The 13,228-nt window shown below is 62.6% G+C and carries 11 protein-coding genes and 1 pseudogene; 8 read left to right on the plus strand and 4 right to left on the minus strand.

All coding sequences use genetic code 11. The features are described 5' to 3' along the window. Position 1: 1 nt before the first annotated feature. The 5 genes and pseudogenes from NPS29_RS03360 (at position 2) to NPS29_RS03380 (ending at position 2,711) form a co-directional block, all read left to right on the plus strand. The gene (locus NPS29_RS03360; protein WP_274130703.1) at positions 2 to 376 is read left to right on the plus strand and encodes a type II secretion system protein; all 375 of its coding nucleotides are present in this window, start codon (positions 2 to 4) and stop codon (positions 374 to 376) included. Further along, positions 351 to 869, plus strand: a pseudogene (locus NPS29_RS03365) (type II secretion system protein); the annotation flags it as partial. The gene NPS29_RS03360 and the pseudogene NPS29_RS03365, both read left to right, overlap by 26 nt. A 146-nt stretch (positions 870 to 1,015) precedes the next feature. Continuing rightward, positions 1,016 to 1,387, plus strand: coding sequence for a curli production assembly/transport protein CsgE (gene csgE / locus NPS29_RS03370; RefSeq protein ID WP_274130889.1), 372 nt, complete (start codon positions 1,016 to 1,018; stop codon positions 1,385 to 1,387). Beyond that, positions 1,384 to 1,797 carry a curli assembly protein CsgF gene (locus NPS29_RS03375; protein WP_274130705.1) on the plus strand — a complete coding sequence of 138 codons (414 nt, stop codon included), beginning with the start codon at positions 1,384 to 1,386 and terminating at the stop codon, positions 1,795 to 1,797. Before csgE ends, NPS29_RS03375 begins: the two co-directional genes overlap by 4 nt. A gap of 32 nt (positions 1,798 to 1,829) precedes the next feature. Further along, positions 1,830 to 2,711, plus strand: a complete 882-nt coding sequence (locus NPS29_RS03380) for a CsgG/HfaB family protein (protein ID WP_274130706.1) — start codon at positions 1,830 to 1,832, stop codon at positions 2,709 to 2,711. Positions 2,712 to 3,369: 658 nt separating this feature from the next. Here the strand turns inward: NPS29_RS03380 and NPS29_RS03385 are convergent. The 4 genes from NPS29_RS03385 to NPS29_RS03400 form a co-directional block, all read right to left on the minus strand. After that, positions 3,370 to 4,812, minus strand: coding sequence for a curlin (locus NPS29_RS03385; protein ID WP_274130707.1), 1,443 nt, complete (start codon positions 4,810 to 4,812; stop codon positions 3,370 to 3,372). A gap of 43 nt (positions 4,813 to 4,855) precedes the next feature. Next, complete coding sequence (locus NPS29_RS03390) at positions 4,856 to 5,368, minus strand: curlin (RefSeq protein ID WP_274130708.1); 513 nt, start codon at positions 5,366 to 5,368, stop codon at positions 4,856 to 4,858. Between the two features lie 83 nt (positions 5,369 to 5,451). After that, a complete protein-coding gene (locus tag NPS29_RS03395; RefSeq protein WP_274130709.1) occupies positions 5,452 to 7,713 on the minus strand; it encodes an Ig-like domain-containing protein in 2,262 nt (753 codons plus the stop codon). Between the two features lie 36 nt (positions 7,714 to 7,749). Continuing rightward, positions 7,750 to 9,147 (minus strand): hypothetical protein, encoded by a 1,398-nt coding sequence (locus NPS29_RS03400; protein ID WP_274130711.1) that lies wholly within the window; start codon positions 9,145 to 9,147, stop codon positions 7,750 to 7,752. A 479-nt stretch (positions 9,148 to 9,626) separates the two neighbouring features. On the opposite strand from NPS29_RS03400, the gene NPS29_RS03405 reads away from it, so the two are divergent. The 3 genes from NPS29_RS03405 (at position 9,627) to NPS29_RS03415 (ending at position 13,116) form a co-directional block, all read left to right on the plus strand. Continuing rightward, entirely contained in the window at positions 9,627 to 11,096 is a 1,470-nt protein-coding gene (locus tag NPS29_RS03405; RefSeq protein ID WP_274130890.1) for a sensor histidine kinase, read from the plus strand. After that, entirely contained in the window at positions 11,071 to 12,537 is a 1,467-nt protein-coding gene (locus NPS29_RS03410) for a sigma-54-dependent transcriptional regulator (protein WP_274130713.1), read from the plus strand. Before NPS29_RS03405 ends, NPS29_RS03410 begins: the two co-directional genes overlap by 26 nt. A gap of 102 nt (positions 12,538 to 12,639) precedes the next feature. Continuing rightward, a complete protein-coding gene (locus tag NPS29_RS03415) occupies positions 12,640 to 13,116 on the plus strand; it encodes a Dps family protein (protein ID WP_274130715.1) in 477 nt (158 codons plus the stop codon). The last annotated feature ends 112 nt before the right edge of the window (positions 13,117 to 13,228 follow it).

The following is a 13,228-nucleotide window of genomic DNA, read 5'->3' on the forward strand; positions in this document are numbered from 1 at the left end:
CATGCGCAGACAGAACGGCTTCACACTCATCGAATTGCTGGTGGTCATGGCGATCATCGCCACCTTGATGACCATTGCCGTGCCGCGTTATTTCTCAAGCCTTGAGAACTCGCGGGAAACCGCGCTGCGCCAGAGCCTGTCGGTGATGCGCGAGGCGCTGGACCACTACTACGGCGACACCGGCCATTACCCCGAATCCCTGGAAGACATGGTCACCCAGCGCTACCTGCGCAGCCTGCCGGAGGACCCGGTCACCGGCCGCAACGACATGTGGGTCATCGTCGCGCCACCTGAAGGCGTGCAGGGCTCGGTGGCGGATATCAAGAGCGGTTCTACCGGGAGGGCGCGTGATGGCAGTCTTTTCGGTCAATGGTAGCTTCGGCGGCGGCATGCCCCGCGAGCAGGGTTTCACCTACATGAGCGCTTTGCTGCTGATCCTGATGATGGGCACCGCGCTGGCGGCGGTAGGGCAGGTCTGGTCGACCATCGGCAAGCGTGAGCGCGAGCTGCAACTGATCTGGGTCGGCACCCAGTACGCCCAGGCCCTGCGCAGCTACTACAGAAGCGGCACCGGCGTGGCCCAGTACCCCGAGTCTTTGGACGAACTGCTGGAAGACCATCGCTTCCCGTCGATCCAGCGCCACATCCGTCGCCTGTACCCCGATCCCATGACCGGCACCGACAACTGGGGCCTGACCAAATCCATCGACGGGCGCATCACCGGCGTCTACAGCCGCTCGACCCTGACGCCGTTGAAGGTCGCGAACTTTCCGACGCAGTGGCAGGAGTTCGAGAACATGACCAGTTACGCCGACTGGCGCTTCGTGGCCGAGAACGCGTTCCAGGAATCCACCAATAACCGTCCCGGTGCACCGGGCACGCCCGCCACCCTGACCGCGCCGCCGGCCACAGGTCCCGGGGCGACCCTGGGCACCTCGCTGGGCACGCCGATAGGAGGTGCCAGCCAATGAAAAGCCTGAACGCCAACCTCAAGGCCGTGTGCCTGGGCGCCGCCATGCTGCTGGCCGGGCTGCACGCCGGCGCGTGCCTGGCCGACGACGAAGACGAAATGATGGGTTTCATCGTCGACGACTGCATCTCGCTGGTCGGCCACAACTTCTACAACGCCTTTACCGACCGCCTGCGCGCCACCAGCCGTCTGGATTTCAACCTGGTGGTGCGTGAACGGCCCGACCCACGGTGGGGCAGCCTGATCTGGGTCGAGTATGACCAACGCATCGTGTACCGCCGTTTTCTGGCACCCAACGCCACCGAAACCCGCGCGCTGGCAGAAGAAGCCGCCGACCAGGTTCGCGCGGCAGTCGTTCAACGCAAATTGCAAGTTCAATTGCAGGACAACACTGATCTGGGGAAGGACGAATTATGAACAGAACAATAATCGCCGTTTCGACCTGCCTGTGTCTGAGCAGTTTCAGCCTTCTGAGCCAGGCCACGGAGCTGGTCTATACGCCGGTCAACCCGAATTTCGGCGGCAACCCGCTCAATGGCCCGACGCTCCTTAACGAGGCCCAGGCCCAGAACGATTTCAAGGATCCGGACCTGAAACGCTCGACCACCACCGCCACCACGGCGCTGGAGCGGTTCAGTCAGCAGTTGCAGTCCAGCCTGCTGTCCCAGGTGCTCACCAACATCCGCAACGGCAATACCGGCAGTCTCACCACTGACGCGTTCATCATCAACGTCGTCGACGATTCGGGTGCCCTGAGTATCCAGATCACCGACCGTGCCACCGGCGAAGTATCGGAAGTGAACGTCAACGGACTCACCTCCAACTGACGGTTACTGAAGTTCCAGAGGAGCGAAGGACCATGAAAAAATGCATCTCGTTGTTGATGCTGGTGGCTGCACTGCAAGGCTGTGGTGTTCGTGCGCCGATGCCGGCCGAACAACCCAAGGACGTCCCGACCCTGACGCCGCGTGCATCGACGTATTACGACTTGCTCAACATGCCGCGGCCCAAGGGGCGACTGGTGGCGGTGGTCTATGGTTTCCGCGATCAGACCGGGCAGTACAAGCCGACCCCGGCCAGCTCCTTCTCGACCAGCGTGACTCAGGGCGCGGCGAGCATGCTGATGGACGCGATGCAGGCCAGCGGCTGGTTCGTGGTGCTGGAACGTGAAGGGCTGCAGAATCTGCTGACCGAGCGCAAGATCATTCGCGCCGGGCAGAAGAAACCGCCAGCAGTGATGGGCCCCAACGGTGCTCCGGTGACGCCACCGACACCCAATGAGCTGCCACCGTTGCAGTCGGCCAACCTGATGCTCGAAGGCGGCATCGTCGCCTATGACACCAACGTCAGGAGCGGCGGGGAGGGTGCGCGGTATCTGGGGATTGGCGGCTCGCAGGAATATCGCGTGGATCAGGTGACCATCAACCTGCGGGCGGTGGATGTGCGCTCCGGGCAGGTGCTGGCGAACGTGATGACCAGCAAGACGATCTATTCGACGAGTTACAACGCCGGTGTGTTCAAGTTCGTGGAGTTCAAGAAACTGCTTGAACTGGAGGCGGGCTACACCACCAACGAGCCGGCGCAGTTGTGTGTGTTGTCGGCCATCGAGGCTGCCGTGGGGCACCTGGTCGCCCAGGGGATCGAGCGGCACATGTGGCAGGCAGCGGGCGACAACAGCGCGCCGAACGAGACGCTGGACCGGTACCTGAGCCAGAACAAACCGGCGGATGAAGGGCAGTAGGTATCCTGATGTGTCGAAGGGGGCCTTGATGGCCCCTTTTTTTGTCCCATGAATCCTCAGGCCCTGCGCCCCATCCAAAACCGCCCCGCGGGCAAGCCCGGCTGCTACGGGGGCGTGTGCACCCATCACTCGCACCCACCCCACGCCCTGTAGCAGCACGGCTTGCCGGCGGGAGCGGTCTCGGGTGCTGTAGGAGCGCGCTTGCCCGCGACAGGCCATGACAGGCGACAGTGCCGTGTCGGATGTACCGCCGCCGTCGCGGGCAAGCGCGCTCCTACAGTTTGTGGCGACTCGAGCAACCCGTAGCAGTCCGGCTTGCCGGCGTCGGCGTACTCAAGATCGCTGTCGCCGGCAAGCCGGACTGCTACGGATGAATGGGTGTACCCATCACTCGCGCTCACCCCACGCCCCGTAGCAGCACGGCTTGCCGGCGGGAGCGGTCTCAAGATTGCCGCGCCGGTAGTTGGAGCAACTTCTCCCTGTGGGAGCGGGCTTGCCCGCGAATGGTTGTGTGATGCAAGTCAAGGGTCACAGAGCCTGCGCCTTCGCTGGCAAGCCCGCTCCCGCAGGGGAAGGTTATCCTCCACCAGCAACAGGGCGTGGCTGCGGCGACCACAAAAAAGCCGCCTTTCGGCGGCTCTTGGTACTGCACTGCAATCTACTGCTGATGCACGGTCGCCTGGTTCGAGTTACCCACCTGGGTAATGCTCGCTGCCTGGTTGGTCGCGCTCTGGTTCACGTTGGCCTGGTTGAGGTTGCCGGTCTGGCTCACGTAGGCGACGTTGTAGCTGTCAGCCTGCTTGACGACAATCTCGTTGCCATTGCCGTTCTGCGAGGTGAACGACTGGTTGTCGCTGCCCGATTGAGTCAGGTCGGTGCTGTTGCCATTGCCGAAGCTCGAGCCCTGGGCGTAGTTGCCTTCGCCACGCTGATCGGCGATCAGAATGTTGTCGCTGCCGTTCTGTTCGAAATACAGCTCGTTGTAGTTGTCATCCTGGGTGGTCTTGGCATCGTTGCGATTGCCGTCCTGCTTCAGGTTGGTCAGGTTGCCAACGCCTTTCTGGGTCATGTTGATGACGTTGTCGTTGCCATTCTGGTTGAGGAAGGCGGTCTGGCCGATACCGAATTGCCCACCCAGGCGTGCCCCCTCGCGTTCGCTGGCCTGGACCTTGTTGCCGGAGCCGGTGGCGGAGGAGGTGAGGTTGTGACCGGTGCCCGCCTGCGAGCTGAAGTGCAGGTTGTCCTGGCCGTTCTGGTACACGTTGCTGGTGCTGTTGGTGACGTTGTACTGCGTCACGCTGGCGGCGTTGCGGTCACCCCACTGAACCATGTTGATGTTGTTCAGCGTGCCCTGGATCTGATCGAGCACACCTTCGTTGAAGGTGCCGGTCTGGGTCAGGCTGACGTGGCTGTCGGTCTGGGTGTCCTGGAACAGCTGGCCGGTGTTGAAATTGCCGTTCTGCTCGGCAGTGATCGAACCGCCATTGCCATAACGCTGATCGGAGTAGATGTAGTTGTCGTTGCCGTTCTGGTTGAGCTGGATCTGCCCGTTGAAGTGCTCGACCTGTTCGGTGGACGCCTGGTTGCGATCGCCGTTCTGGAAGACTTGCGCATTGTTGCCGGCGCCGCCGGACAGCTGCTCGGACCAGGCCTGGTTGTTGCTGCCGCTCTGCTCGATGTTGATGATGCTGCCCAGCTGGTTCTCCTGGTAGGCGAAGGCAAAGTTGCCGTTGCCCGACTGCCGGGTGGTGGTCTGGTTGCCGGTACCCAGCGACTGGCTGGCCTGTGTGGAGTTGCGCTGGTCGTTCTGGCGCTGGGTGATCTTGCTGTCGGTCTCGTACAGCTGTTCGCCGTAGGCGCCGTTCTGGTTGCCTTCCTGGCGCTGGTCGATCTGCGAGTTGGTTTGCGTCTGATAGGCCGCAGTGTCGTTGCCATCACCGATCTGTACTTGCTGTACAGAGGCGTAGGCTGCGTTGACCTGTTGCACATCGGCAGTGTTGCCGCTTCCTTGCTGGTACTGACTCGAGAGGCTGTTGGCAGCCATCGCATGGCCTGCGACCATGACCAGAACCGCAGCAGCGACAGGGGTGAGTTTGAACATGATGTAGACCTCCTGATGGTAAGTTGCCGAGGTGTCGAGCGCGTCAACGAACTTGACGAACTTCTACGCTCTGGCCATTTCCAGACTGACTGATGCTGCTCTGCAGCCCGCTGCCTGCCTGTTCGATGCTGGCGCTGTTGTTGGCGCCCCGTTGCGAAATTGCTGCCTGATTGTCCGAGCCGGTCTGGGTGATCCGCGCCTGGTTGCCCGAACCCTGCTGGCTGATGTACGCCGTCAGGTCGCTGCCCTGTTGCAGGATGAACGCCTCCTGGGCACTGCCGACCTGCACGATGTTGCCCACCAGCGAAGTACCGTTCTGCGACAGGTTGGCGACGTTGGCGTTGCCCTGTTGCAGGATGCTGGCCTGCTGGCCACCGACGAAGGTGCCGCCCGGAAAGCTGACCGGCGCACCGAGTTCTGAACCGCCGCCCAGCTCGTCACCGCTCAGCTCGTCGGCCTGCACCGACAGCCACGGCGCTACCAGCACCAGCGCCATCAGCGCCTGGTACAGGACGGCCGGACGAGCGAACCGCGAACCCGCACATATCAGTGACATGCTGTTCTCCTGTCCCCGGTCACCGGCTGGCGACCCGGGACGCCTGGCCCGCCTGCGTCTTCACGCAGACGGGCCGTACTTCATCAACGAACGGTGATCGGCAGTGTCCGGACCGTGCCCTTGGACGAGGTGGCGGTCGCAGTCGGGTTGGTGGCCCGTGGTGCGATGGTGTTGACCACCGAACTTCTCCAGCGCCCGGTCACGGGGACCGTCACGCGATCCAGCTCCTGCACGCCAGTCGGGGTGGTGACCGTGATCACGATGGTGTTGCCCGTGGTCACGGAACTGGTGCCCGAGATATCCCAGCTGAACAGGGCGCCACCGCCACGCACCTGGACTGCGGCCGAGGTGATGGTCAGGGTCTCGTTGCCAGCCGGTGGCGCAGTGACCGAGATGTTGACCGTGGCAGGTGTCGACAGGGCTCCGAAGGAGTCAGCGGCCTGGTAGGTGAACGTCGCGGTGAACGGCGCGGTAATGGTGGCCGGCGGCGTGTAGGTCACGGTGGTGCCGTTGGTGGTCACGGTGCCGCGTCCGACAGCAGGCTGGGTCAGGTTGTTGACGGTCAGCGGCACGTTGCCTTCAGGGTCGGTGTCGTTGGCCAGCACGTTGACCACCAGCGGGCTGCCCGCCAGGGTGGCGCCTGTATCGGCACCGGCAACCGGTGGACGGTTAGGCGTCACGGTCACGCTCACGGTCGCCGGGGCCAGGGATTTGAGCCCTTTGCTGTCCACCGCCTTGTAGGTGAAGGTGGCAGTGAGCGGCGCGTTGACCACGGCAGGCGGTGTGTAGACGATCGATGCGCTGCCGTTCAGCGCGACGGTGCCTTGGCCTGTGGCCGGTTGGGTCAGGTCGCTGACGCTCAGCGGTACATCGTTGTCAGGGTCGCTGTCATTGGCGAGCACGTTCAGCGTCACTGGGACACCAAAGCCGGTACTGCCGCTGTCGTTGACGGCCACAGGCGGCTGGTTGGGTCCGGTATTGGGCGCCGTGCCGACCACGACCACCGCTTCGGTGTCCTCGCCACCACGCGCCGACTTGACGGTGATGAAGGCCGGTGGCTGCGTCATGTTGGGCACAGTCAACTGCTGGGTCGTGCCGGACTTGGTCATCGGACCGAAGCCTTGGGCAATCATGTCTGGCACCGAAGTCTCGTCGCTGGACGTGGCTTGCACGGTCAGGGTGTGGTTGCTCCAGGCGTACTGCGCGTTGGTGATTTTCACCACGTCAACCAGCTTGGCCGAAACTGCCGTTGGCTTGGTCGTGCCGATCGGGTTGGTTGCAGTCAGGATCACGAACGGTGGCAGCGTCGAGGCCGAATGCGCCACGAAGAAGTTGCCGTTGTTGTCGCCCAGCATGTTGAATTGGCAAGGTGAAGCCGGTGTGCCGGGGATCAGCGCAAGCGTCTCCCGGTAGCACAGGGCTGAACTGTTCGGGGATGAGGCGAACAGCTCCACGCGAGTGCCGGAACCGTTGCGGCTGTAAGTGCCGCGACGGACTTCGACCGGGGTTTGCACCCGTGGGTCGCGCACCTTGCCGCTGACTGTGAAAAGGTTCTGGATCAGCGTGCCGGCAGGGCCTTCGATTTTCACGAAGTTGGTGCCGAACGGGCTGCCGGTCACTGCTTCTGGCACGTTGGGATCGCCCAGGTAGGTGTTCTGCGCGCCGGTTTCCGGGTCGATTTCGGTGTAGGGGCCGCCGACGCCCTTGACCCACGGACCGAGGTTGCCGGTCAGCGCGCCGCTGAAATCGCCAGGCGCACCGATGCCGATGTCACGGGTGAGGTTGATCGCGCGCCGCCCGGTGGTGGTGACGTTGAAAGTATCTACGCCGTAGGGATGGGTCACGGTGTAGGTCCCGGGCCGTCCGGCCGGGATGTCGATGCGCATGCGAATCCGCGCAAAGCTCTGCTGCGAGCCGTCGGTGGGTGGATCGGTGGCGAAGGCCGCTTCCACGCCTGCGGTGTAGATTTCAAGTCCGTAGCCGGCAATCGGGCTGACGTTGGTTTTGAGCTGCGCCTGCAGCAGGTACCAGAACATCTCGTCCGGGAAGTTATCCGGGTAGACCATGGGGAACGCATCGTCGTACAGACCGGGCACCGCACCGAGCGTACACATGTAGGCCGGTGGAACGGTGGCCGCGACCCTGGAGCTCACTGCGCGGGACTGGCACAGCTCAAGCTCCTGGGAACCCGGTGTTGCGGCGGGCAGGTCGCGATACCACTGCGGAAAACGTCCTGTGGCGACGGTATAAGGCCCAGGGTCTACCGCATCGAGGGCGGCAACTGCCGCGTCGCTCACTGCGATCAGACTCATGGCGCCGAAAATCAGACTTGGCCAACTGTTCATGTTGCCTCCAGATTCGAGTGCAAGGAGTGGTTGCGATCAGGGAACGATCACCACTTCTTCGGTATCGCTGCCGCCATTGGATGAAGTCACCGTGACCTTCGCCGGTGGAATGGGCGAGATGTTGGTGGTCAGGGTGCGGACCGTGCCGGTGCTGCTCAGCGCGCCAATGGCGCCGCCGGAACTGCCGCTTGCGGTCAGGGTGACGTTGCCGGTTTCGTCACTGCTGCTGGCGGCCACGGTGATCTGTCCGTTGCTCAGGCTGTAGGTAGCGGTGCTGATCTTCACCAGGTCCGTCAGGGCGTGGGGCACAGTGGTCGGCGTGCTGGTGGCAATGGCCAGGTGGTTGTCGGCGGTGACCTGCACGTTGGCAGGCGGGCTCGGATTGGCCGTGGACTGGCCGTACCAGGCGCCGGTGGCCGTGCCTTCGGTCATCGGGACAGTGGCCGCCGAGGTGTCTGCGTACTGCGCAGTGCCAGGAGGTGGCGGTGCCAGGGCGAACACGTCTTCCTGGGCCTGGACGCCGGTTGTGCCGGGGCCGCCATTCTTGCGGGTGTAGTCGGCGCGAGGCACCACGACCGGGGTTGGCCGCACGACCGTGGACAGCTTGCCGGTGATGCCGAACACGTCGGTGCGCACGTCCAGGCCGTTGGGGCCCTGCACGCGGACGAAGTTGGTACCGAACGGGCTGCCGGTCACTTGCTCGGTCAGGTTCGGGTCGCCGATGTACTGCGAGGCGATCCCGGTGGTCGGGTCGGTTTCGGTGTACGGGCCGTTGACGCTGCGCAGGAAGGGGCCGACATCGCCACCCAGGGCGCCGGTGAACACGCCGGGCGAGGTGATGCCGATGTCCCGGGTCATGTTGATGGCCTTGATCCCGTTGGCGCCGCCGTTACCGTTGCCGTTGCCATTGGGCACGGGAGGATCGACGGTGAACACTTCCACACCATAGGGGTGGGTAATGGTGTACACGCCGGGCGCCGCGTTCATGCGGATGCGGATCCGCGCGAAGCTGATCTGATCGTTGGGCGCAGGGTCGCCGCCGCCGAACGCCGCCTCCAGCGCCGCGGTGTACTTGAGGTTGAGCGTGGTCGCCCCGGCCGTTGGAATGGCCGCGTCCGCGAGAAACCAGAAGGCCTCGTCGGGGAAGTTGGTGGGGAATACCATCGGCTGGTTGTCATCGAACACACCGGGCGCGACGGCCAGGGTGCACATGTACGATGGAACGCCGGGGGTGGAAGGCACCCTTGAACTCAGTGCCTTGCCAAGGCACAGGTCCAGGGTACGACCGTGGGTGTCCTGGTACCACTGGGCGAAGTTACCGATCTGCGGACTGTAGGGGCCAGGATCAACCGCAAACAAGGCGGCCTGGGCGGAACCGTGAATCGCTGCGATCAATGACAGCAACGTTACGGCGTGGGTCAGTTTGCTGGGCATTTGTCTTCCCTCTCGCAATGAACCGTGCCTCTGGCGTGGGTCGGACGGAGCGTCGGTTCCAGGAGGCTGAAAGCCCTAGCGCAACTTCTGTACCAGAATCTCAAACACACCCCGAAAGCCTTGATTCAAAAGGCCTCTGGCATTTTTATGGGGTAGTCGGGCGGGGCGTTTTACAGGTCGGGCACAAGCAGAGTGGGGCGCTCTCCCCACTGTTGGGGAAAGGCTGGGGAAGGGGGCAGTCCGTGGGGCGCAAAAAGTCGGACGGACGGTTTGCGTTCAACAAAGTTCAACGCTTTTCTGAAAACTGCTTTGCCGATCAGGGACTAAGCGCCGAACGGTCATGTTCAGTGGTGGCTTACTGATATCAATCGCCGCGTAGGTCGATGAAATGCAGCTATCTTAATGACTGTGCTTACGCTATACCGACTTTAAAAAACGTGTCCGGGACGGTTGTCATGGGATCTGTAGGACGCAACGAAATGCTGACCCAGGCCAGCATCAAAGAAATCGAAAAGAAGCCTCGCCCTCCCTTCAATCTGTTGCGTTGGTTCTCCATCGTCAGCCTCCTGGTGATCGCCTCGGTGGCCATCGGGCTGGGCCTGATCTCCACCCGTTTCGTGGTCAGTGAAGCGGTGCAGCGCGACTCCTTGCTGACCTCCCAGTTCGTCCACGCCATCGCTTCGGCCGAGATCCGCCACGCAGAAATTCCCACCAGCCGCACCATGGCTGAACTGCTCGACACCCGCCGCGACCTGCCCGTGGCCGACGTCGATCCAGAGACCCGGCGCAAGTCCCGGGACGAGTTTCTCGACCACATTTCTTCCTTGCCGGATGCCTTGCTGGTCAACGTCTACGCACCGGATCGGGTGATTATCTGGTCCACCAACCCGGCCCTGATCGGCAAGGCGATCCTGGGCAACGACGACCTCGAAGCCGCGTTCCATTCGCGCCAGCGCACGGGCACCGCACACCACGAAACCCAGCGCCGGCAGAACGAACAGAAGTTCCTCAACCCGCCGGATTACCTCTTTATAGAAAACTATATTCCGCTGTTCGACGCCGAAGAAAAGGACGTGCTGGCCATCGTCGAAATCTACAAGGAACCCAAGGACCTGATCGCCAGCATCGAGCGCGGCTACGTGGTGATCTGGGTGTCCACCGGGCTTGGCGGCATGATCATTTACCTGGGGCTGTTCTGGATCGTGCGCAGGGCCTCGCGCCTGCTTGAATTCCAGCAGCGCCAGTTGATCAACAGCGAGAAGTTCGCAGCCCTGGGCGAGATGTCTTCGGCGGTCGCCCACAGCCTGCGCAACCCCCTGGCGACCATCCGTTCCAGCGCTGAACTTGCCCTGGAAGTGGTCGACCCTGCGGCGCAGAAGAACATCAACGACATCATCAACCAGGTTGACCGTATGTCGAAGTGGGTACGCGAATTGCTTCTCTCGTTGCGACCGATCAGTGGCGAGTCCGAGGCGGTGGATGTGGTGGCGTGCATGCAGGATGTGTTGCAGTCCTATGAACAGCAGATACGTCGCGCCAACATTCAGGTCGAGTTCGCGCCGCAGCCGGTTCCGATGGTGATCAGCCAGCGCATTCTGCTGGCGCAGATTCTCAACAGTCTGATGGCCAACGCCCTGGAGGCGATGACCAAGGACGGCAAGCTTGTGATCGACATCCAGGCAGAGCCTGCTCGCGGGCGGGTCTACCTGACCGTCGCCGACAACGGCAAGGGCATGTCCCGGCAGCAGGAGGCGATGGTGTTCAAGCCGTTCTTTACCACCAAACAGGGTGGGCTTGGCGTGGGGCTGGTATTGGTCAAGCGGATCATGGAGCGCTTCGCCGGCAAGGTCTCGTTGACCAGCCGGGAGCAGGAAGGCACTCGCGTGAAGCTGACTTTCAAAATTGCGGCAGGAGGGGGAGTCGATGGAACACAGCATACTCGTGGTTGAAGATGACGAGCTCCTGGCCAGTAACATCCAGACCTATCTGGAGCGTCGGGATTTCGAGGCGCGGGTCTGTCATTCGGCAGAAGACGCGCTCAAGACCCTCCAGACCTGGCGGCCAGACGTGGTGCTCACCGACAACTCGTTGCCGGGCATGAGCGGCCATGAGTTGATCAACGCCTTGAAGGAAAGCGCGCCGGACCTGAAGCTCATCATGATGACCGGCTACGGCAACATCGAAGACGCGGTCACGGCGATGAAGGAGGGCGCCTTCCATTACCTGACCAAGCCTGTGGCGCTGCCGGAATTGAAGCTGTTGCTGGACAAGGCACTGGCCGCCGAGCGCCTTGAACGCACGCTGTCGTTCTATCAGGACCGCGAAGCCAAGCATTCCGGGTTGCAGGCGCTGATTGGCGACTCACCTGCCATGATGACGGTCAAGGGCGTAGTCACTCAGTTGCTTGACGCCGAGCGACGCATGACCAGCAGCGATCTGCCGCCGGTACTGGTCGAAGGCGACACCGGCACCGGCAAGGAACTGATCGCCCGCGCCCTGCATTTCGACGGGCCGCGCAGCAAGGGACCGTTCGTGGAATTCAACTGTGCGTCGATCCCGGCCCACCTGATCGAGGCCGAGTTGTTCGGCCATGAGAAGGGCGCGTTCACCGACGCCAAGGATCGTCGCACAGGGTTGGTGGAAGCCGCCGATGGCGGCACGCTGTTCCTGGATGAAGTGGGTGAAATGGACCTGTTGCTGCAGGCCAAGCTGCTCAAGCTGCTGGAAGACCGCACCGTGCGCCGCATCGGCTCGGTTAAAGAGCGCAAGGTCGACCTGCGGATCATCAGCGCCACCAACTGCAACCTCGAACAGATGGTGCAGCAGGGCAAGTTCCGCCGTGACCTGTTCTTCCGCCTGCGGATCATCTCGATCAAGGTGCCGCGTCTGCAGGCCCGTGGCGATGACGTGATCCGCCTGGCGCGACACTTCCTGCAGATGCACGGCAAGCGGTACGGCAAGAGCGATCTGTATTTCAGCAACGAAGCCGAGCACCTGTTGCGCAGCTACAGCTGGCCGGGCAACGTGCGCGAGTTGCGCAACATGCTCGAGCAGACGGTGCTGCTGACCCAGACCAACTGCATCGCGCCCCATCAACTGGGCCTGTGCATGAGCCTGATGGACGAACCCATGAGCCCGATGCCGTTCGTGCCGCACCTGGTGCCCAACACGCATTCTCACGCACCTGCGCATCCGCAGTCGCATTCGGTCGATGAGGGGCTGGGCAACATGAACCTGCCGGAAGTCGAGAACGAGATGGTGCGCAAGGTGTTGGACAAGACCGACTGGAACGTCACCAAGTCTGCGCGGCTGCTGGGGCTGACCCGTGACATGTTGCGCTATCGGATCGACAAGCTGGGGCTGACCCGGCCGGACCGTACGCAGTCATAGTGATTGTCGATGGTTGCGATTGGTATGAGTGATTTCAGCTATTGAGTCGTGCTCCCTAGAATGGTCACAACGAAACGCGACACAGACCACAGGGAGCAAGACATGGCTATCGAAATCGGTATCAACCAACAGGATCGCGCAGAAATCGTCGAGGGTTTGTCGCGGCTGATCTCTGATACGTACGTGCTGTACCTCAAGACCCACAACTTCCACTGGAACGTCACCGGGCCGATGTTCCGCACGCTGCATTTGCTGTTCGAAGAGCAGTACACGGAGCTGGCGACAGCGGTTGACTCCATCGCCGAGCGTATTCGCGCACTGGGCTTTCCGGCACCGGGGACCTACTCGACTTACGCGCGGTTGTCTTCCATCGAGGAAGAGCCGGGGGTTCCGGCGGCTGCCGACATGATCCGCCAGTTGGTCAAGGGCCAGGAAGCGGTGGTACGTACGGCCCGTGGGCTGTTCCCCTTGCTGGAAAAAGTCAGTGACGAGCCAACGGCGGACTTGCTGACCCAGCGCATGCAGGTACACGAAAAGGCCGCGTGGATGCTGCGCTCGCTGCTCGAGGGGGATGCCTGACAGCGGTTGCCTTCAAGACCGCCGACGCCGGCAAGCCGGACTGCTACGGAGATCTGCGGTGTTCTCGGGGGTGGGTCTGGCCCCGGTCCCGTAGCAGTCCGGCTCGCCGGCG

This window comes from Pseudomonas putida (genome assembly GCF_028682175.1).
In the GTDB taxonomy this organism is placed as follows: domain Bacteria; phylum Pseudomonadota; class Gammaproteobacteria; order Pseudomonadales; family Pseudomonadaceae; genus Aquipseudomonas; species Aquipseudomonas putida_AD.